We start from the raw sequence: 21,766 nt of genomic DNA, 5'->3' as shown, positions 1-21,766 counted from the left end.
TAATTCACGAACATACGCCGCCACGAAGGCGGCAGCAGCATGACTCCGCTCACCGCCGCTCTCGCGGGCGACCGTAGAGAACAACCGATGGCACGCGGATTCTCATCCATCCGCGCGACACCCGCGCAGCAACAACCCTGTCTGTACACCCCCGCCAATGGTGAAGGGCCGCGACCGATGCACCGCGCTCATGCGTTCAGCCGATGCCGCCGAACGCGGTCTGTCCGACGGTGAACCGGTAACCGTGACTTCACGGAGGGGTTCGATCGTGGCGGTCCTCGAGGTAAGCGACGATATCCGCGCCGGTGCGATCGCGATTCCACACGGCTGGGGATACCAGGGCCATGGTGTCGGCTGGTGGGTGGCCGCGCAGCTGCCGGGCGCCACTGTGAACCTGCTCCACGATCCCGCACTCACCGACACCTTCTCCGGCTCCCCTTCGCCATACCGGAACCTACGCACCATCCAGAACTGGGTCGCACGCGCAGGAATCCGGCCGCCGACAGAAACGGCATCCAGACGCTGAGCCGCAAGACGGTCATGTCGCCGAGTTTCACACCGCGCAGAGGGTTTTCGGTCGGAACTCGACAGCGGTGGACGGCTCGACGTCCTTGCCACGCCGAGCCGGCACCGTCGACTCAGAACACCGTGCCGACATCCTCGGCGATGAGATTGTCGATCGCACGCTCCGCGACCGCCGCGATCGTCATCGACGGATTGCAGGCGCCGGTGTTACCCGGAATGAGCGATCCGTCCAACACATACAGCCCCGGCTTGCCGTGCACGCGTCCGTCGAGGTCGCAGATCGGCCCCATGGCCACGCCGCCGAGCGGGTGCCAGGTGCTCGGGACGACGGCGTTGGTGTCGGTGAGTTGGCTGCCCGGCCCCGCGATGGCGTCGAGACGTTGGCGGATGCGTGGTTGCAGATCGTGGTCGGCGTCGGTGGGCCAGAACAGTTTGGCGGTCTCGGCCGCGGCATCGTAGCTGACGTGCCCACGACCCGCCGTGACCCCGAAACCGACGAGCATCGTCGTGTGGATGTCGGCACCCATCGGCGGTATCGAGGCCTGGATGACGGTGTTCGCGGTATTCGGGTTGTCCCACTCCTTGCTGCCGAACACGACGGGGCCACCTTGCGCGGCACCGAAGTCCTCGCGCACGCTGGTCCAGGTGTAGATCCGGTCGCCGTTGTTTCCCCAGCCGGTGCCCAAACCGTCGGGCAGATCGGGGATCTCGCCCTTGGCGGCGGCACGCAGCAGCAACTTGTTGGTGTTCATCGTGCCCGCCGCCATGACGACGGCGTTGGCGGTGAGGATCTTCTGCTCCACCACGGCACCCGACAGGTCGGTGCGGTCGACCGAGACCTGCCAGCGCCCGTCGTCGGTCATCGCGACGTCGGTGACCTCGTGCAGGGTGTGCACCGTCGCGAGGCCGGTGGCCTCGGCGGCGGCGATATAGGTGACATCGACCGAGTTCTTTCCGCCGTTGTTCACACCCATCGCGCAATCGCCGTTGGTGTAGGACGGTTTCATCTCCCCGGTCAGTTCCCGCACCGCGTACGACCAGTCGATGGGCATCGGAATCTTCTCGACCGTGTACCCGGCGGCCTCGACATTGCGCGCGAAGATGCGCGGCGCCGAGTACGTGGGGCTGTTGACCAATTCGTCGGGTGCGGTGGCCGCGCCGAGCATCCGCGCGACGCGCGGGTAGTAGACCCTGTCCATCGTCGCGTAGTCGAGCGCCTCGGGCAGGACGGTGTTGAACACCGCCTCCGACGGTTGCAAGGTCATGCCCTGGTAGACCAGCGACCCACCGCCGACTCCCGCGGCACAGACGGCCGTCATGTTCTCGCCGATCACGGTATCCAGCAGTCCCACATACGGATCGAAGCCCACCGGCTTGCCGAAGACCTGCGGTGCCGAACGGTGCCACAGCAGGCGCTTGTCGGGACTGGAAGGGTGCGGGAACGTTTCGGCGTTCGGACCGGTGGGCCATCGGGTGCCGCGCTCTAGGACCAGCACCGGCACGCCAGCCTGGGCAAGGCGCAGTGCGGTCACGCCGCCACCGAAGCCGGATCCGATGACGATCACCCGGTGGTCTTCCCTGGTGAGCGGCACCGAGGCGCGTGCACGGCCCACCGAAGGCGTCACGGAAAGTAAGGGGGCTGCGGCCGCCCCCAGCGCGGCCGCGGTCAAGAGCCCGCGTCGTGAGATCCCCCCGCGCCCACTCGCCGAGTCGGCGGCGGCAAAGCCTTTGCTAGTCAATGCATTCCTTCCGGCTGCGATCGGCGCGCGGTACCGACCATCGCAACACCGGACAGTAGTGTCCGGTGCCGTCGTAGTGTGTGGGAATTCGTGCGAATGGTCAAGACCCCATTCGCCGAGCACCGCGCATGACCGTCGCCGGATCGCCCTCGGCTGAGACACCCCCGGCTACGACACAGGAACCTTGGACCGCGTGGCAGCCGTCGACCCACCGGGTTCGTCGAGCGGGGATTCGCCGAGCCCGAACCGTCTGTGGCCGCGCCTGAGCCAGCTCGGCGCCCACCAGCACCGATCGCCGAGCAAAGCCATCACCGCGGGCACGAGCAGCATGCGCAGGATGGTGGCGTCGATGAACAGCGCCGCGATCATGCCGTAGGCGATGTACTGCATCATCACCAGATCGGAGAACGCGAACGCACCGGTGACCACGAGCAGGATCACTGCGGCGGCGGTGACGATCCGACCCGATTGCGCGGTGCCGATCCGGACCGCGTCCTCGGTGCTCGCACCACGACCACGCGCCTCCACCATGCGGGCGAGCAGGAAGACCTCGTAGTCGGTGGAAAGGCCGTAGATGATCGCGGTGATCAGCACCAGGGTCAGCGACATGATCGGCTGCGGCGTGAAACCGAGCAGCCCCGCGCCGTGCCCGTCGATGAAGATCCAGGTCAAAATGCCAAGGGTGGCACCGAGCCCCAGCACGTTCATCAACGCCGCCTTGAGCGGGAGGACCAGCGAACCGAACATCAGCACGAGCAGCGCGCTGGTCACCGCCAGCACGAGCGACAGCATCCACGGCATCAGCCGCAACAGCGCGTCGATGCTGTCCTTCTGCACCGCGGGCGGGCCACCGACCAGCAGCGTCGTGCCCTCAGGCACATCGATCGAGCGAAGATAGTCGATGGTCGCGTCGGCGTTCTTGTTGTCGACGAGGGCGGCATCGATGCTGAACACGTCCGCGCGCAGGGGCGCTCCGCTCGGCACGTCGAACTCCCCCGCCAGTCCCGGCGCGGAATTCGCGACGGTGCGAATCGCGCCGACGGCGTCGGTGTCGTCGGAGATCATCACCAGTTGGATGGGATCGGATTTGCGCAGCGGGAACAGCTCGTCGAAGCGTTCCTGCGCCAGTCGAGTGGGGTTGTCCGGCGGCAGGTAGCGCTCGGTGATGTTGCCGAACGACAGGTTGTGCGCGGGGAACATGAGCACGATAAGTCCGAGCAGCAGCGCAATCGCCACCGCACGGGGATGTTTCATCACCCAGCCCGCGCTCCGGCCCCAGAACCCGTCTTCGATCCTCGTGTCCGCTCTGCCGGCGCGCAGCCGGGCGAACCCGAGCATGTCCACCCGACGACCGAGCACGGCCAGCAGCGCGGGCAGGATGGTGAGCGCCGACAGTGCCGCCAGCGCGACGGTGGCGATGGTGCCGAAGGCGAAGGATTTCAGAAACCCCTGCGGGAACACCAGGATCGCACCGGTCGCCGCGATGACGATGATCGCGGAGTACAGCACGGTGCGTCCCGCGGTCAGCACCGATCGCCGCACCGCCGCGGCCACGTCGTGCCCACCGTCGAGTTCCTCACGGAACCGACTGACGATGAACAGTCCGTAGTCGATGGCCAGGCCGAGACCGATCATCGAAACCACCGGGGAAACAAAGGTGTTCACCTCGGTGAAATGCGTGAGCACCCGCACGATTCCCCACGCGCCAAGCACGGTGAGCGCACCGATGAACAGCGGCAGCACCGCGGCGACCAACCCGCCGAACAGGATGAACAGCAGCACCGCGACGGCGGGAATGGCGATGAGCTCCATGCGCTGCTGGTCTTCGACCATGCTGTCACTCAGCGCCCCCGCGACCGCCTGACCTCCGGCAACCTGTGTGTCTATGCCGGGAATCGCGAAGGCGTCCTTGACCTTTCGAAAATTGCGCGCCGCGTGCGTATTGTCTTCCCCCGCGATGGCGACCGACGCGAAGGCGTGTTTCTTGTCCGTGGTGGCGAACAACGACGGTTGCGCCACGCCGGTCTCCGTCTGCCAGTACGCGCCGTTGACCTTCGCGATCTCGTCGGGATAGACGCGCGGCAGGCTGTCGAGGTGCTCGACGATCGCGCGGCCGAATTCCGGGTCGTCGACGGTCTTGCCGTCCGGCGCGTTGTAGACGACCACAACGTCGGCGGTGCGGTCACGCCCGTATGCCGCGTCTTTGATCGCCAAGGCCTGCGCGGACTCCGAGTTCGGGTCGGCCCAGCCGTCCGCGCTGAGGTGGGCGCCGAGCCCGAGTCCGTAGCTGCCCAGGCCGAGCAAACCGGCGACCAGCACCCCGATCACCGCGAACCGCCACCGCACTACCCGGTCTCCCCACCGTGCGAACTGCGCGAACAATCGTTGTTCTCCTCGTGCCTGACTGTGGGTTCGGTCCGTCGTGTGTCTGGCACGCTACTGATCATTTCGGGCCGTGCGCAGGGGGTACGCGCAACACTCGCCCATGACACAAGCGTCGGTCGCGTCAACTGTGAACCGCACCAGGGCTTCGCCGGAAACGTAGTTTCCGAGCACGTCGAAATCCGCCGACGAGGCCGTTCGAATCGCCCGACACACCCGATCCGCAGTCGCCGGACCGCCGCAGATAGCAACCGACTGGGACAGTTCACAAAGATTTCCCACCGCGCTTGTGTCGGGCTCGAAGGTTCCAATTCGACTCTGCGAGAACGGCCGATGCGTGGGTAGGGTTCGGGCACGATCCGAGCGAGGCGCGGAAGGCGCACGGGCACGTGCGATTTCGAGACCTGCCCAGCGTCGCCGCGACCGTATCGGATCATGTCAGGGCACTCTCGCCGCGGAAACCGGAGTAGGTAACCGACCGTTCCCGTACCGGAGGAATGGTTATTCGCCAGTGCCCGAGTTCGGAAGGAACGGGATGTCGGACATCGCTATCGTCGGTATTGGCTGCCGGTATTCCGGTGGCATAGATTCGCCGGACAGCTTCTGGGATTTCGTCGTCAACAAGCGAGACGCTGTTGTCGACATTCCCGCCAGCCGGTGGGACTACCGTCGATACTACGACCCCGAGCGGCGCACCCCCGGCCGCAGCTACACCAAGCGGGGCGCGTTCATGACCAACGACCCGTGGGAGTTCGACCCCGACTTCTTCGGCATCTCCCCCCGTGAGGCCGCCGGACTCGACCCGCAGCAGCGCCTGCTGCTCGAGGTGACCTGGGAGGCACTCGACGACGCCGGGATGGCGGGCCGCGCGGCGGCCGAGACCGCGGGTGTGTACGTCGGCGGGTTCGTCGTGGACCAGTCGGTGGTCGGCGTCGTCGGTCCCGCGCTCGCACACGTGGACATGCACACCGCGGCCAGTGCCTCCTACACCATGCTCTCGAACCGAATCTCGTACGCGCTCAACCTGACCGGACCCGCACTCACCATCGACACCGCGTGCTCGTCGTCACTGGTCGCGTTCCATCTCGCGTGTCAGGCGCTCGACAACGGTGACTGTACGGTCGCGCTGGCCGGCGGCGTCAATGTGATGCTGCAGCCGGAGACCTTCGTAATGATGTGCAAGGGCGGCTTCCTCGCCGAGGACGGCCGCTGCAAGTCGTTCGACGCGGCGGGCGATGGCTATGGTCGCGGCGAGGGCGGCGGCATGGTCGTGCTCAAGAAGCTCGAAGACGCACTGCGCGACGGCGACCGCGTCTACGCCGTGTCCAAGGCCACCGGCTCCAACCAGGACGGCCGCACCACCGCGATCACCGTCCCCAGCGCCGATTCGCAGGAACTACTGGCCCGCACGGTGTGCGAACGAGCGGGCATCGCCCCCGAAGACGTCACGTATGTGGAGGCGCACGGCACCGGCACCCCGGTCGGCGATCCGATCGAAATCCGTGCGCTCGGCAGCGTGTACGGCGTGGCGGATCGGCGGGACAAAACCCTCGGGGTCGGTTCGGTGAAGGCGACCATCGGGCACACCGAGGCGGCCTCCGGCATCGCGAGCGTGATCAAGTCGGCGCTGGCGCTTATCCACCGCACCATCCCGCCGCAGGGGTGGCTGAACGAGGCCAACCCCGACATCCCGTTCGACGAACTGGGCATGCACATCCAACTGGAGGCCGAACCGGTCGGCACCGAGGTCGACCGAATGACCATCGCGGTCAACGGTTTCGGCTACGGCGGCACCAACGCGCACGCCATTCTGTCGGAATTCGCCGACGCTCGCGTCGGCGCGGAAACCGCGCGCCCCACAAGGCATTACGGCGTGCTCCCGCTCTCGGCACGCAGCGCCCCCGCGGTGCGGGCCATCGCCGACCGCTACGCCGACCTGCTTGCCTCGGGGGTCGACGTCGACCGCCTGGCCGAAGCCGCATGGACGCGCTCGGCCCACCACCAGTTCCGCACCGGCATGCTGATCGACGAATCGGCGGATCTGATTCGTGAACTGCGTGCATACTCCTCGGGCGAGGGACGCGACGCGGTTCGCACCGTCGCGCGCCGCGGGGCCGAGCCGGTGTTCGTCTTCTCCGGCATGGGCCCGCAGTGGTGGGCGATGGCACGCGAATTGCTCGGTGCCGAAGGCGCTTTCGCATGGACCGCGCAGCAGATCGACGTCGAGTTCCGCGCCGTGTCCGGCTGGTCGATCATCGAAGAACTGCTGAAGTCGGAGGAAGAGTCGAGGGTCACCGCCACCGAAGTGGCCCAGCCCGCGAACTTCCTGGTGCAGGCGGCGTTGGTCAGCGAGCTCGAACAGTACGGGATCACACCGGCCGCGGTGGTCGGCCACAGCGTCGGCGAGGTGTCGGCCGCCTACGTCACGGGGATGCTCACCCTGCGCGAGGCCGTGTTGGTCGCCTACCACCGCGCTCGTTTGCAGGCGACGACCGCGGGCACCGGCGGCATGCTCGCCGTTGGGCTGAGCCTGGAGCAGGCCCGCGAGGTGGTCGGCGACGACGAATCCGTGGACATCGCCGCGATCAACAGCGGCAGCGCGCTTACCCTCTCCGGTGACGTCGACCGGCTCGATGAGATCGCCGAAACCCTCACCGAGCAAGGCGCTTTCGCGCGGAGACTACGGGTAGAGGTGCCGTATCACAGCAAGCTCATGGACCCGATCCTCGACGAGTTGCGCACCGAACTCGCCGACCTGGCCCCGAAGGCGCCGATCATCCAGCTGTACTCGACGGTCACCGGTGAGCTCGTCACCGAGGACGGATGGGACGCCGAATACTGGTGCGCGAACGTGCGCCAGCCCGTGCGCTTCGCCGACGCCGTCAAGAACCTCGTCGGCGCGGGCAGCAGGATTTTCCTGGAAGTCGGTCCACACCCGGTGCTTTCGGGCAATATCCGCGAGCTACTGCTCGACGCGGACGAGAACGGTGCGACGATCGCGACCCTCGACCGCAAGCAACCCGATTCCCACAGCATCCGCTCCACGCTCATCGGCCTCTACAGCGCCGGGGTGCTCGATCTGGATGTGCTGTTCCCCGACAACCTCCCCGCCACCCCACACGTGACCCTGCCGACCTACCCGTGGCAGCGCACCAAACTGCACAATCCGCTGCCGATCTTCGAGCAGATGAAGTCGGGGACCCCCGGCGGCTACGCCATGCTCGGCGACCCGGACATGGAGGGCAGGTCGGGCTGGCTGTTGCAGGTCGGCACCGAACTGCTGCCGTGGATCGTCGATCACGTGGTCGGCGGCGTGCGCATCCTGCCAGGTGCGGCGTACCTGGATGCCGCGCTCAGTGCCGCGGCGAGCCGCATGGGCGACAAGCGGGTGGCACTGGAGCAGGTTCGTTTCGTCGCACCGCTGATCATGGGCGCACCCGATGTCCCGATGGTCGAGTTCAGCGTCGAGGACGGCAGCGGCCGCTTCATGATTCGCTCGCGCAGCGCGACCGGGACCGTGTGGACCGTGAACGCTACCGGCCGCCTACTCACCGCCGGTTACGAGACCGAGACAGTAGAACTGCCGGATCTTTCGGCGGGCGTGGACTTCTCGCCGGAACTGTTCTACTCGGCGCTGTCGGCACGCGGTCTGCAGTACGGACCGGCGTTCCGGAGGGTCACCGCCGCGCGGGCGGGTCGCGAGGGTGTTGTCGCCACCGTCGATGCCACGATCGCCAAGGACTCCGGCCACATCGCGCACCCCGCCGTCGTCGACGCGGCCATGCAGACCGCGGCGCTGCTGTTCGCCGACGAGAGTATGGGCGAAGGCGCGATGGTGCCGGTGTCGGTCGCCGGGGTGCGCCAGTTCGCTCCCCTGCCCGAGGAGGTCACCGTGCTGGCGCGCCGCGACCGCGCACACCGGCTCAGCGCCGACGTCGACCTGCTCGACGCCGAGCACAACCTGGTGCTGCGGCTCGTCGGCGTGCAGGTGGGTCCGCTCAACCCCGGCATGAGTCCGCTGGGTCGGATGGTCGACTTCTACTATGCCGACACGATCGAGGAGCGCGAACCGATCGATCCCGCCGCGCTGCCGCCGGCCGGCACGCACGCGACGGTGATCGTCACGCTCGGCGCGGACACCGACCGCGCGACCGAGCTCGCCGCCGCGACCCCGGGGGCGCAGCTGATCACCACGACCGGTGCGGAGTGGGAAACCCCACTCGTGCAGCAGCTTCAGGCCAAAGCAGACGAGGGAACGCAGCGGCTGCACGTCGTCGCGGTGGCCGGTGTCATCGAAGACGATCTCGCCGAACTGTGGACGCTCAAGCGGATCGCGGTGCTTGTCGACGGGTTCGTCACCGCGTCGTTGACCCCTGCCGACGACGCGCTCGCCGCCGCCGAGCAGACCGCGCACGTCACCCTGATCACCGAGCGCGCCTTCACCCTCCCCGGCAGCACCGAGGCTCCCGAGCCGAAGCACGCGGCGTTGGCGGGCGCGCGGCGAGTCCTGCTCAACGAGCAGACTCGACTGCGCTGGCGGCTGATCGATGTGGAACCGGCGACCTCGATCGAGCACCTGACGACCGAGCTGACCGTGCCGGGCGCATTCTCCTACGACAACTCCGACGAGGTGCTGCTACGCGCGGACAAGCGCTGGGTTCCCGTCGTCACCACACCGCTGCAGGAGCGCATCGACGAACTCGATACCGCACAGCCACTGGAAGATCCCGAAGCCGATTTCGCGCTGGAACTGCCCAAGTCCCGGCTGCTTTCGGCACTCGCGTGGCGGCGCGCCGAGCGCAGGGCGCCCGGTGCGGGCGAGGTCGAGGTGCGGATGCAGGTCCTCGGGCTCAATTACAAGGACCCACTGAAGGTGATGGGCATCCTCGGCGAACGCGAACTCGCGGAGACGTTCTTCGGCACCTCCCCCGGCATGGAGGGCGTCGGCACCGTGGTGCGGGTCGGCGAAGGCGTCGAGAACATCGCCGTCGGCGATGTGGTCGCCGTGGCCGCCAAGGGCATGATGCGGCGCTACCACGTTGTCGGCCAGCTGCACGTGATCCCGCTGCCCGCCGGCACCGAACCCGGATTCTGCACCAGCACAACGTCGTTCGGCACCGCGGAATACGCGCTGCTGGACCTCGCACGGGTACAGCCGGGTGAGACCGTGCTGATCCACGGCGCGGCGGGCGGTGTGGGCTCGGCGGCGATCCAGGTCGCGAAGGCGGCGGGCGCGCGCATCATCGGCACCGCCAGCACCGAGGAGCGTCGTGCGCACATCAAGGCGCAGGGTGTCGATCACGCGCTGAACTCGCGTTCGCTCAACTTCGCCGACGACGTGCTGGCCCTCACCGACGGCAAGGGCGCCGATGTGGTACTCAGCTCCGCGCCCGGCGAGATTCTGCGCCAGAACTTCAAGGCGGTCGTCGAATTCGGACGGATCGTCGAGGTCGGCAAGGCCGACGTCTACACCGGCGGCCTGTTGGAGCTGTCGAATTTCGACAAGAACCTCTCCTACTTCTCCATCGACCTGGACCGGATGTGCGCGGTACGTCCGCAGCAGCTGGCCGAGCTGTTGGCACGGGTATACGAGAAGATCCAGTCCGGCGTGTACACCGCACTGCCCTACGAGCTGTACTCCACCGAAGACGTCGCGAAGGCGTTCGATGAGGTGATCCGCTCGCACAAGCTCGGCAGGATCGCCATCGACATGGACGCGGGAACACCACTGGTGCGTCCGCACCTGCCCGAGGTCGAGATCGACAGTGCCGCAACATATGTGATCACCGGCGGTTTCGGCGGATTCGGTCTGGCGACCGGACGCTGGCTCAGCACCAAGGGTGCGCGCAGGCTGGTGCTGGTCGGGCGTTCGGGCGCGAGTACCGAGGGTGCCGAGCAGCAGATCGAGGCATGGCGGGCCGGTGGCGTCGAAATCATCGAGGAGCGCGTCGACGTCGCCGATGCCGACGCGGTCGCCGCACTGGTGAACAGGGTGCACAGCGACCAACACCCGCTGCGTGGCATCTTCCACGCGGCTGGCGCGGTGGCCGACAACCGGATCGCGCTGATGACCGAGGCCGAACTCGACAAGGTTTATCGACCGAAAGTCCATGGGGCGCAGGCGCTGCACGCCGCCGTCGCCGCCGCGGGTATCCGGCTGGACATGTTCGTGCTGTATTCCTCCGGCGGTTCGATGTTCGGCATCTTCGGCCAGTACAACTACTGCGCGGCGAATGTCGCGGTGGAATCGTTGGCCGAGCAGTGGTCACGCGCCGCAGAGAACGTACTCTGCGTCGGCTGGGGGCACATGTCCGGCGCCACCGGCGGCATGGCGACCGACGACAAGGTCGCCAAGTACCTCGAGGTGGCCGGGTTCGCGCCGATCGACATGGTCGACGGCACCGTGTACCTGGAACAGACGCTGCGCCTCGGTGTCGCGCGCGCGGCGATCATCCCCACCGACTGGAACAAGCTCACCGCCGCGTTCCCGGCGATGACACGCACCGGCAGGCTCGCCGCGCTCGTCGCGGCCTCGGTGCAGGACAATTCGGCGCTGGCGCAGATCAGGGCCGAACTCGCCGCACTCGACGAGAGCAAGCGTGGACAGGCGGTCGCCAGGATGCTCGCCGAGCAGCTGGCTGTGGTGATGGGTGTCGCACCGGAGTCGATCGACTTGACGATCCCGGTTCCCGAACTGGGGCTGGACTCGCTGATGGCCGTCGAATTCGGTGCCCGCGTCGGCAAGCAGCTCGGCATCGAACTGATGTCGTTGCAAATGGGCCGATCGTTCAGCCTGGAGCAGGCGGGTCCGAAGGTGGCCGAACTGATCCTCGCCACCGACAACACCGCGCAAGCCGGGTTGCCGTCCTCACCGGAAGCCTTCGTCGCGCCACCGGCGCAGGCCCCCGAGTCGGCCGCGAGCAACGGCAACGGCGCCTCGGCTGCGGGACAGAACGGTGACCGCGCCGACGAATCCCCCGCCGCCGCACCCGAACCCGTCGGCTCGCCGCTGTGACCGAACAAGCGGATACCCGGGGCCCCTTCGATTGGATCCTGCAGGACCTCGGCGCCTGGTTGGCCTTCGGCGGATGCATGATCGCGGTATTCATGCAGATGATCGACGTGACGATCGTCAATACCGCACTGCCGAAGATCACCGAGGACCTCGCGGCGTCGCGTTCCCAACAGCTGCTCGTGGTGTCCGGGTACTCGCTGGCCTTCGCCTGCACGCTGCTGCCCGCGGCCAGGCTCGGCGAGCGGGTGGGCAGACGCACGATGTTCCTCACCTCCGTGGTCGCGTTCACCGCCGCCTCGGTGTGGTGCGGAATTTCCACCGGCGCTGTCGAACTCGTCGCAGCGCGGGTGGTGCAGGGCATCACCGGTGCTGGGATGGCCGCGCAGACCATCGCCATCCTCACCGCCAGTTTCCCCCGCGAACGCCACTCCCAGGTCTTCGCGCTCTACGGCCTCGTCGGTGGTTTCGCGGGCATGCTCGGTCCGATCGTCGGTGGCGCGCTGATCACCATCGACGCGTGGGGCTCGGGCTGGCACTCGATCTTCCTGATCAATGTGCCGATGGGTGTGCTGGCATTCGGGCTCGCCTACAAGTTCCTGCATCTCGGCAAACCCACCGAACGCCAACCGTTCGACATCGGCGGCATCTTGCTGTCGTGCGTCAGCCTGTTCGCGCTGCTGTACGCGTTCGCCGAGATCCAGCAGAACGGGTGGCAACCGATCCCCTCGCTGGTGATCGTCGCCGCACTCGCGGTGGGTGCGGTATTCCTGCTGCATCAGCGTCGCTCGGCGCGCGGGGGCGGCAGTCCCCTTGTGCGCCTCGACCTGTTCGCCGACCGAGGGTTCGCGGTCGGCTCGATCCTCGTGGCCCTGTTCTTCGGCCTGTTCACCGCGTTCGTATTCGCCATCTCGATCACCTTGCAGGACGAATTGCACTTCTCGCCGCTGCGCACCGGTATCGCGATGACGCCGTTCGCCCTCGGCGCCGGAGCGGGCGCACTGGCATCGCCATGGTTGGTACAGCGCTGGGGCGCGCGCGTTCTCGCGCTCGGCATCACCGGGTACGGCGTTTTCGTCGCCATCGGCTCGGTGTATCTGTACCTCACCGACGGACAGATCAATCTGCCCCTGGTTGTCGGGCCGATCTTCCTCGCGGGCCTCGGTGTCGGCCTGTTCGGGGTGCAATTGCAACCGATGATGCTCGCGGCACTGAGCCAACGGCAGATGGATGCCGCCTCGGGCATGCTGCCTACCATTGAACAGATCGGCAACGGCGTCGGTCTGGCGGTATTCAGCGCGGTGTTCTTCCAGGCGCACACCATCAACGGCAGCATCATGATCTTTTCGGCCATCGCGGTGACGGCAATCGCTATGGGCGCGTTGACGCTTCGACTGCCCTCGGCGCCACAGCAACAGCCCGATTCCGTCCCCGCCTCGGCGCCGACCTGACAACCCGCACGCCCCGCGGCGTGCTGTTTCGACGAATCTAGGAGTTACCCGTGGTCAGTTTCGGGCTAATCGACGAATGGGAGCCCGTCCCGGGTAATCTCGTCAGCTGGGTCGCCTCGCCGGAATCGGTGTCGCGTGCCGAAGGTGCGCCAGCGCATCCCGCCCGACCGTCGCATCAGCAGGAGCAATATCTGCGCGCGGCCGATCGCAACTCCGCCACCGAATTCCGGTTCTCCGGGCTGTGCGTGGTCACCGCGGAGATTCCCGACGTGCTCGACCGTGCGGCGATGACGCGCGCCATCAACGCGTTCCTCCTGCGCCACGACACCTTTCGCACCTGGTTCGCGATCGAACGAGACGGGACGGTGCGGCGACATCTCGTTCCCGAGCAGGATGTCGAGTTCGTCTCCGTCGAGCAGGGCGAGATCGACAACGCCGAGGCCATCCGTGAGCACGTGCAGAAGACGACCCCGGGGCCGTTCCAGTGGGACTGCTTCACCTTCGGTGCCATCGAACACCACGGATCGACGACCGTGTACCTCGCCGTCGATCACCTGCACACCGACGGTGTAGCACAGTATCTTTCGTGCTACGAGCTGGCGCACCTGTACCTGCGCGAAGGGGGCCAAGACGCGGGAGCGTTGATCACGCCGGGCAGCTATATCGAGTACTGCGAACGCGAGCGCGCCTACTCCGATCAACTCACCCTCAACTCCCCCGGCGTCCGCAAATGGCTGCAACTCGTGCGCGCCAACGACGGCGAATTGCCCTCGTTCGCACTGGATCTCGGTAAAAGCAACGAGGGATACACCCGCAGCGCGCACCGCACGATCCCGCTGTGCGACGAGGACGAGGCGCAACGCTTCGAACAGGTCTGCCGCGACAGCGGCGCGGAATTCACCGGCGGTATCTTCGCCGTCTCGGCGCTGGCCGAACGCCAACTCGTCGACAACGACTACTTCTTCACCATCACCCCCATCAGCACCCGTGGCTCGATCGCCGAGATCGCCTCGGTCGGTTGGTATGTCGCGCTGATCCCGGTCGCCTTCCCGATCGGGTCCAGCGCCTCGTTCGCCCGCATGGCCGCCAGCGCGCAGCGCGCCTACAGCAACGGACTCGAGCTCACCCAGGTGTCGTTTCACCGCGTCCTCGAGCTGGTGCCCGCCGACGACACCGGAATCAGCGTCCGACCCGGCTGGTCGAACCCGATGATCTCCTACGTCGACGCGCGTGACTTCGCGGGCAACGAGTACTTCGATGTCGCGCAGGGCGGCGTATACGCCAACCGGGCCACCACCGAGCAGGTGCTCATATGGATCAACCGACTACCGTCCGGCACCACACTGAGTGTCATCTACCCCGACACCCCCGGCGCACACGAGTCGGTCGAGCGTTACATCACCACGGTGAAGTCGGTGTTTCTCGAGGTGACGAAAACCGTCGTCGCGCGCTGACTTTCAGCGCTCGTTCACGCTCGATCGGTTGTTCGGGCCGGTGTGCGCGAGCATGTTCCGCCATTGCCGCCGATCCGCGACCGAGCCAGCGCCTACCTCAGCGAATCCGCCTGTTCCACAGGGCCTTCGGAGGCGCACCTCAGGCGCGCCGAACAGCATTCGTCAACGGCCCCACCGACCTCGCGTCGTTGGCGCGGACGAGCCGGGCCTGCCAGCAGGGGCGTTATCGGCACTCAACGCTCGAGCGCCGCACGGAACGACGGCCAAGCGTTGTGCAGATCCTGCTCCCAGTAACCCCAGGAGTGGGTGCCGCGCGCGCGAACGTCGACCGTGGCCGGAATGTTCAACTCCCGCAGCCGATCCCCCAGCTGCATCGTGCAGCGACCGGCTATCGCGTCGAGAATGCCGCCGACGGTGAGCTGGTCGATCAACTTCGCCGGGTCCTCGTCGATGCCAGGGCCGTCCAAGGTGTCCAGCGGCCCAGCCTGCCCGTTGCCGCTGGCAACGTAGATGGTGGTGCCGCGCAACTTCTCGGCGTTCAGGTACGCGTCGTTGGCCGCCCACGCCGGATCGTTCGGCGGACCCCACATATTGTCCACATTGCCGCGCTGACTGGTCACCAACGAATCCACGACGGCGCGACCCTGCAGGTCGCTGGTGCGCACGCAGCCACTGTAGGAACCGATGGCGCGGTAGAAACCGGGTGCGCCCATGGCCAATTGGAACACCGAAACCCCGGACATCGACAGGCCGGCGACGGCGTTCGCACCGGTGGTCCCGAACGCCGAATCCACCACCGCCGGTAACTCTTTGGTCAGAAACGTCGTCCACAGCTGCTTGCCGAGTACCGGGTCGTCGTGGCGCCAATCCGCGTAGTAGCTGCCACCGCCACCGATCGGCATAACCACATTCACATGCTGGTCGGCGAAAAAGCTCGCGGCATCGGTCTTGGTGAGCCAGTTGTCGCCGGTGCTCCAGTCGCCATCGCTGCTACCGCCGTCGACGCCGTTGAGCAGATACAGCGTGGGTGCCGGGACCGAATCATCCACGGCAGGAAGCACTTCGATGGTGATCGGTTTGCCCATCGCCGCGGAGAACACGGTCAACTCGACCAACCGACCCGGTCCTTGCTCGGCGGCGGTGAGGCGGGAACCATTGGCGGCTGGCTGCGCCGAGTCCAGTGCACGCGCGGGAGTGATGGGACTGGTCGGCTCCGCGATCGCCGAGCCCGTCGCGCACAAACACACCGCCGCCACCGCGAGTACAACAATCCTGGTTCCCCGGGCGGCGCGTCGACCGGCGCGTCCTACGATCTGGACGTCCACGCGCCACCTTCCCCAACTCTGCGACAAGACTTCGCCCGAGGCTAAGACCTGCGCCGACGACGGGCGAGCTATCGCGGGGAATTTGGGAAGATCGCCAATCGAAGGGTGCGCGTGCTGGGGGTCATCATAATGGCGGCTACGTTCCCTACGCCGCCCAGACCGACCTTCGCATCAAGGCCGTCGCCACCGTCAACGCGGGCGACGTCGGCACCGTCATGCGCGACGGACTCGGCGGCAACCAGACCCCGCAGGCACGACACGCCATGCTCGAGCTCGCCGCCGCCGCACGCAGCGCGGAGGCGCGTGGCGAGCCGATCCGTCTCCAGGAGTGGATCACCGACGCCGTCGACGCCGAGACCTACGAGTACTACCGCACACCGCGCGGCTACCACCCCCGCGCCGTCCAACCCTGGCCGGTGCGCAACCTCGACCAGCTCATCCAGTACGAGTCCTATTCACTGATCCATCTGATCGCGCCCCGCCCCCTCCTGATGATCATCGGATCCGACGCCGACACCGCATACATCAGCCGCGCCGCCATCGAAAAAGCCGCGGAGCCCAAGGAACTCCTCGTCATCGACGGCGCAACACACATCTCGCTCTACGACAAGGACGAGCACGTCACCCCCGCTGTCGCCGCGCTCACCACGTTCTTCGGCACGCACTTGGCAGCCACCCAGGATCACCAGACGCCGGGTACCAACCCCTTGGTGCGTGCCCGGTAGTTCTCGTACGGCGCACCCATCGTCTCGACCCGCGCACGCTCCTCCACCCGAATGCGTAGCGCGAACGCGAGTACCGGGAGCACGACCGCGAGCACGACCGCGAGCAGCACGGAGATCAGGTTGGCTTCCGCGATTCCGAAACCGACAATGATCAGGAGGGCACCCGTGTAAGACGGGTGGCGCACCCAGCGGTAGGGCCCGTTGTCCACAACGACCTGGTCCTCGTCGACTTCGACCGTGGTGCGAAAGGCCGCACCCAACACCGTGATCGCCCACAGCCGCACCACCAACCCCACAACCATGATCGCGACCCCGGCCGCCATCCACGCCGCATGCGCCCCCAGCAGAAGAAGCACACTTGAGGAAGGCAAGAACACGTCGGAGAGCTCCGCACCCGCCACCGCGATCACCACCAGCACCACAATGAGCGGTCGCGTCCCGCCGTCTCTGGCAGTAGACCCCCTGTGCCGCAGCCGATCTCGCACCCTCAGCACGACCTCGACCGCAGTCCACACCCAGATCCCGACCAACGCGATATTCACGCTCACTCCTGCGACTTCGGCACTCATTCCTTATCGAAGCTAAGCGACATGAGCGTTCGGCGACATCGGTGAAGCCCCTGATTCGCGTCGACTCCGATCACGGTGAACTTCGACGGCGCACGATTGATGCGCTGCCGGACAACACGATTGGGTTTTGTCGCGCGGCCATGGGTCATATCGCGGCGGGCGAGCGTTTCTCGGTTTGCGGGTGGTAGTCCGATGACGGCCCGTGGATGCGGGCCGCTAGAGCGCATCGCATTGAGATTGGCGCACGTCAGGGCCGCACTCGGCCGACAGGACGCGAAACCCCGGTGCGCAGTTCAATGGCACGGCAGAGGCGGCTGAACCGATCAGCCGGTGCCGGTACCTCGTCAGAGACACTGGCCGCCGATGCGACGGTCCGGCCCCTTGCGACCCTTGTCGTGTCGAGTGCGGAACGAGCCGTCCACCGATGTAGCCGTCGCGCGGGCCGAAGCACTTCGGCACCGACCGCTGTTCGGGGGCGTTCATTGTCGCCCTCTGCGTTCCCTGCCAGGTCGGAGAGCTTGGAGTGCGGGCTATCGACGCGGCAATGGTGGCAGTTCCAGGTTTTCCCGGAAGGTCTGCCCGAGGTAGTCGCTGCCGACGATGCCGCGGCGGCGCAACTCGGGAAGTAGGCCGTTGGTGAGGAAATCGCGGCTGCGCAGTTCGCCGAGTCCGCCGAGTGAGAGGACGTCGAGTACGCCCGCGTTCCAGCGCTCTTCGACGGCGTCGGCGATCTGCTCGGGGGTGCCCGCCACCGCCCAGTGGCCGGTGTCCTTCGCGGCGATGATCAATTCGCGCAGGGTCCGGCCCGTGGCGGCGAGCTCGGAGAAGATCTCGACGCGACCGCGGCGGCGGTTCACCGAAGCCACATCGGGCAGGCGCTCGGGCGGGATCGGCTTGTCCAACGGCAGATCCGAAAGATCGACACCGCCGCCGAACATATCCTCCAGTTGGATTCGGCCCGCATCCAGATCCGTCGCCTCCTCGGCCTCGCGCACCAGCCTGCGTACCTCGGCCTCGGTGGCACCGTAGGTGGTGTGCAGTGAACTCATGATGCGCGGAAGCCCCTCGGGGCGACCGAGTTCGGCGGCGCGCGTACGGATGCGCTTGGCGTAGGTGACGGCGTCCTCGAGCGTGGCCAGCGAGGTGAACACCACCTCGGCGAAGCGTGCGCCCAACTCGATCCCACCCGCCGACTGGCCAGCCTGGAACTGCACGGGACGACGTTGCGGCAGCGGCGGAATGTTCAGCGGCCCTTGCACGGTGAAGAATTCGCCGGTGTGCGCGATCGGACGCACCAGATCAGCGTCGAGCACCGTGCCGCCGCGACCGTCCGGGGTGAGCGCTCCGGGCTGCCAGCTGTCGAACAGGGCGTTGATCACTTCCAGCGATTCGGTTGCGCGCGCGTACCGCTCCTCCGGGCTGGGCAGATCCTGATCCCCGTAGTTCTCCTCGCCCACCGACGAGGTCACCACATTCCACGCCGCCCGCCCATTACTCACGTGATCGAGCGTGCCGAACAGGCGAGCCAGGTTGTACGGGTGATGGAAAGTGGAGGTCACGGTGGCGATCAGGCCGACGTGCGAGGTCACCGCACTCAGCGCCGAGAGAAAAATCAACGGCTCCTGCGCACCGATCGCCCCCTGCGCACCGAAGCTCAGCAGATCCGCCGCGAACAACGCGTCGAACCCATTGGCCTCGGCCGCCTTCGCGATCTCGACCGACGACTCGAGCGTCGAGCGCCCAGGATCAACCGCCGCCGAATAGACACTCACCGCTCCACTGACGCCGGTCACCGTCTTCAGCGTGCGCCGCCGTACGGCGCTCATCGACACACTCCCGCTACGATCGTCACTCGACCCACCCCACCACCGAGTAAGCGCGCCGACGAGAGTATGGATCACCGGAATTCTTTCCGCGCGGCCTACTTCGGTGCGGGCCCGACCTTGTGGCAGCTGGCCACCTACCCGAAGGACCGAGCCCCGTGTGGTTGTGGGCGTGCGGATTCGAGTGGCTAGCGGATGGTGTCAGAGAGTGTCGCGCAGGATTGCGCCGAGGCGTTGGTGGGCGAGGTAATTCTTGGCGAGGTGAAAGTCGAAGGTGTCGATGACCGTGTGCTCGTCGATATCGACGCCCTCGAAGGTGCGTCCGATACCGCCGAGAGAATGGGCGACCACCACGCGGGCGCCGGTGGTTTCGACGGACGGATCGGTATCCAACCCGGTGTCGGCGACATCTTGCAGCACTTCGGCCAACGCGATGCTGAATCGCCCGTCGTAGGCGTCCTCGCCCGCACCGGACGCGGCGATCACCCACGCGTTGGCAGGCGCATGAGAACCGTGCACCAGATGCGGAAGCGCCGCCGCGCGCCCGGACCGGCACAGGTCGAGCAGGAACAACGTCGGGACCCCCGACTCCTGTGCGTCGTCCACCCACTGCGCGGCGTTCGTTCCGGGACCGACCCTGGCATCCGAGGGCACCACATCCACACGATGTGGGTTCGAACCGCTCGGCTTCCCGTGGGAGGCCACGTAAACGACGCGCGCAGACCCGATCGCCCCCGCCACAGCCGCCCACAACGCCTCGCCACCGATATCCCGACGCACATCGGTGGCGTACCCCAACCGACTCAGCGCCGCAGCGACCGGCGGCACCACCTCATCCACGAACGGCAGGTCCGACCACACCGACTCACCGAGCGGAACCTCACCTCCCGATAGATCCGCATCGAACCGACCGATCCCCACCAGCAACGCACGCCCGGTGTCCACCCGCGCTCCCCACTCTCGAACTGAGCACCAGCCTGCCACGCGTCGACTGGCCGCACCCACCGAACCAGAGCTGTTGCGCCGGTCCGTGATCGGTCAGTCGCAGACCGCTCCGTAGGACGCCGACCCCACCAGCTTCGAATACTTGGCCAGCACGCCTCGGGTGTAGCGCAGCGGCAAGGGTTTCCAGTCGACGGCTCGGCGGGCTAGTTCTTCGGGGGTGACGAGGAGGTCGAGGGTGCCCGCGCCGACGTCGAGGCGGATTTGGTCGCCGTCGTGAACGTAGGCGATGGGGCCGGCGTCCATTGCTTCGGGGGCTACGTGGCCGACGCAGAGGCCGGTGGTGCCGCCGGAGAATCGGCCGTCGGTCAGTAGGAGGACGTCTTTGCCTAGGCCAGCACCCTTGATGGCCGCGGTGATGGCGAGCATCTCGCGCATGCCTGGGCCGCCTTTCGGGCCCTCGTAGCGGATCACCACCACGTCACCGGCCGCGATCGTTCCGTCGGCGAGCGCGTCCATGGCGGGGCGTTCGCGGTCGAAAACCCTTGCTGTTCCCAGGAATACGTCGGAATCGAAGCCCGCCGACTTCACCACAGCACCGCCGGGGGCCAGCGTGCCGCCGAGGATGGTGATGCCGCCGGTGGGATGGATCGGTGCGGCGAGTGCGCGCAGCACGGTGCCGTCGGGATCGGGGGGCGCGATACCCGCCAGGTTCTGGGCAACGGTTTCGCCGGTGACGGTGAGGCAATCTCCGTGCAGCAGACCAGCGTCCAGCAGCGTCTTCATCACCACGGGGACACCGCCGATGCGGTCGACGTCGGTCATCACGTGCCGGCCGAACGGTTTCACGTCGGCCAGATGCGGTACCCGCGCACCGACGCGCGCGAAATCCGCAAGCGACAGTTCGACATTCGCCTCGTGCGCGATCGCCAGCAGGTGCAGCACGGCGTTGGTGGAACCGCCGAACGCCATGACCACGGCGATGGCGTTCTCGAAGGCTTCCTTGGTCATGATGTCGGCGGTGGTGATGCCTCGCCGGATCAGTGCGACCACCGCTTCCCCACTGCGCCTGGCGTATCCGTCGCGACGACGATCGGGTGCCGGCGGTGCGGCGCTGCCCGGCAATGACATACCGAGCGCCTCCGCCGCGCTGGCCATCGTGTTCGCGGTGTACATGCCGCCGCACGCGCCTTCGCCGGGACAGATGGCCCGCTCGATGACATCGACGTCCGCACGGCTCATCAGCCCACGCGCGCACGCGCCGACGGCTTCGAACGCGTCGATGATCGTCACCTCGCGCTCACTGCCGTCGGACAACGTCGCGACACCGGGCAAGGTCGAACCCGCGTACAGGAACACGCTGGCGAGGTTCAGTCTGGCCGCGGCCATCAACATGCCGGGCAGCGATTTGTCGCAACCTGCCAGCAATACCGAGCCGTCGAGTCGTTCCGCCTGCATCACCGTCTCCACGCTGTCGGCGATCACCTCACGCGAGACCAGCGAGAAGTGCATGCCCTCGTGTCCCATCGAGATGCCGTCGGACACCGAGATCGTGCCGAATTGCAGCGGGAAACCCCCCGCGGTGGATACGCCCTGCTTGCACCCTTTGGCGAGCCGGTCGAGTGACAGGTTGCACGGGGTGATCTCGTTCCATGAGGAGGCGACACCTACCTGGGATTTTCCCCAGTCGTCGTCACCCATGCCGACCGCGCGCAGCATGCCGCGGGCCGCGGTCTTTTCGAGTCCGTCGGTGACGTCGCGACTGCGTGGTTTGATGTCGTGGCCGTTCGGATCTGTTGCCATGGTTGGCATCATCCTC

General features: G+C 66.9%; 12 protein-coding genes. 5 read left to right on the top strand and 7 right to left on the bottom strand.

The window, feature by feature from the left end; translation table 11 throughout:
* Positions 1-157 precede the first annotated feature (157 nt).
* Positions 158-526 carry a molybdopterin dinucleotide binding domain-containing protein gene (locus ABEA50_RS10480; RefSeq protein WP_345495061.1) on the top strand — a complete coding sequence of 123 codons (369 nt, stop codon included), beginning with the start codon at positions 158-160 and terminating at the stop codon, positions 524-526.
* Between the two features lie 112 nt (positions 527-638).
* On the opposite strand, the gene ABEA50_RS10475 is transcribed toward ABEA50_RS10480, so the two are convergent.
* Complete coding sequence (locus tag ABEA50_RS10475; protein ID WP_459077164.1) at positions 639-2,213, bottom strand: GMC oxidoreductase; 1,575 nt, start codon at positions 2,211-2,213, stop codon at positions 639-641.
* A 219-nt stretch (positions 2,214-2,432) separates the two neighbouring features.
* On the bottom strand, positions 2,433-4,646 hold the full coding sequence (locus ABEA50_RS10470; RefSeq protein WP_345495060.1) for an MMPL family transporter: 2,214 nt from the start codon (positions 4,644-4,646) through the stop codon (positions 2,433-2,435).
* 535 nt (positions 4,647-5,181) lie between these two features.
* On the opposite strand from ABEA50_RS10470, the gene ABEA50_RS10465 reads away from it, so the two are divergent.
* Genes ABEA50_RS10465 through ABEA50_RS10455 form a run of 3 tightly spaced genes read left to right on the top strand, consistent with a single transcriptional unit; the run spans position 5,182 to position 14,563 of the window.
* Positions 5,182-11,661, top strand: a complete 6,480-nt coding sequence (locus ABEA50_RS10465) for a type I polyketide synthase (RefSeq protein WP_345495059.1) — start codon at positions 5,182-5,184, stop codon at positions 11,659-11,661.
* Positions 11,658-13,109: an MFS transporter gene (locus ABEA50_RS10460; RefSeq protein ID WP_345495058.1), complete on the top strand. Its 1,452-nt coding sequence runs from the start codon at positions 11,658-11,660 to the stop codon at positions 13,107-13,109. Before ABEA50_RS10465 ends, ABEA50_RS10460 begins: the two co-directional genes overlap by 4 nt.
* Positions 13,110-13,159: 50 nt before the next feature.
* Positions 13,160-14,563 (top strand): condensation domain-containing protein, encoded by a 1,404-nt coding sequence (locus tag ABEA50_RS10455; protein ID WP_345495057.1) that lies wholly within the window; start codon positions 13,160-13,162, stop codon positions 14,561-14,563.
* 233 nt (positions 14,564-14,796) lie between these two features.
* Here ABEA50_RS10455 and ABEA50_RS10450 read toward each other — a convergent pair whose 3' ends face one another.
* Positions 14,797-15,888: an alpha/beta hydrolase gene (locus tag ABEA50_RS10450; protein WP_345495056.1), complete on the bottom strand. Its 1,092-nt coding sequence runs from the start codon at positions 15,886-15,888 to the stop codon at positions 14,797-14,799.
* Between the two features lie 215 nt (positions 15,889-16,103).
* On the opposite strand from ABEA50_RS10450, the gene ABEA50_RS10445 reads away from it, so the two are divergent.
* Positions 16,104-16,613, top strand: coding sequence for an alpha/beta hydrolase (locus tag ABEA50_RS10445; protein ID WP_345495055.1), 510 nt, complete (start codon positions 16,104-16,106; stop codon positions 16,611-16,613).
* Here the strand turns inward: ABEA50_RS10445 and ABEA50_RS10440 are convergent.
* The 4 genes from ABEA50_RS10440 to ilvD all read right to left on the bottom strand — a co-directional run bounded on the left by ABEA50_RS10440 (position 16,571) and on the right by ilvD (position 21,750).
* A complete protein-coding gene (locus tag ABEA50_RS10440; RefSeq protein WP_345495054.1) occupies positions 16,571-17,182 on the bottom strand; it encodes a methyltransferase family protein in 612 nt (203 codons plus the stop codon). The two genes, ABEA50_RS10445 and ABEA50_RS10440, sit on opposite strands and share 43 nt — an antisense overlap.
* A 530-nt stretch (positions 17,183-17,712) precedes the next feature.
* Positions 17,713-19,008 carry an NtaA/DmoA family FMN-dependent monooxygenase gene (locus ABEA50_RS10435; RefSeq protein WP_345495053.1) on the bottom strand — a complete coding sequence of 432 codons (1,296 nt, stop codon included), beginning with the start codon at positions 19,006-19,008 and terminating at the stop codon, positions 17,713-17,715.
* Between the two features lie 198 nt (positions 19,009-19,206).
* The gene (locus ABEA50_RS10430; RefSeq protein WP_345495052.1) at positions 19,207-19,950 is read right to left on the bottom strand and encodes a caspase family protein; all 744 of its coding nucleotides are present in this window, start codon (positions 19,948-19,950) and stop codon (positions 19,207-19,209) included.
* Between the two features lie 93 nt (positions 19,951-20,043).
* Positions 20,044-21,750: a dihydroxy-acid dehydratase gene (gene ilvD, locus ABEA50_RS10425; protein WP_345495051.1), complete on the bottom strand. Its 1,707-nt coding sequence runs from the start codon at positions 21,748-21,750 to the stop codon at positions 20,044-20,046.
* Positions 21,751-21,766 lie beyond the last annotated feature (16 nt).

This window comes from Nocardia callitridis (genome assembly GCF_039543305.1).
GTDB lineage: Bacteria > Actinomycetota > Actinomycetes > Mycobacteriales > Mycobacteriaceae > Nocardia > Nocardia callitridis.
This window is presented reverse-complemented; position numbering and strand designations above follow the sequence as displayed.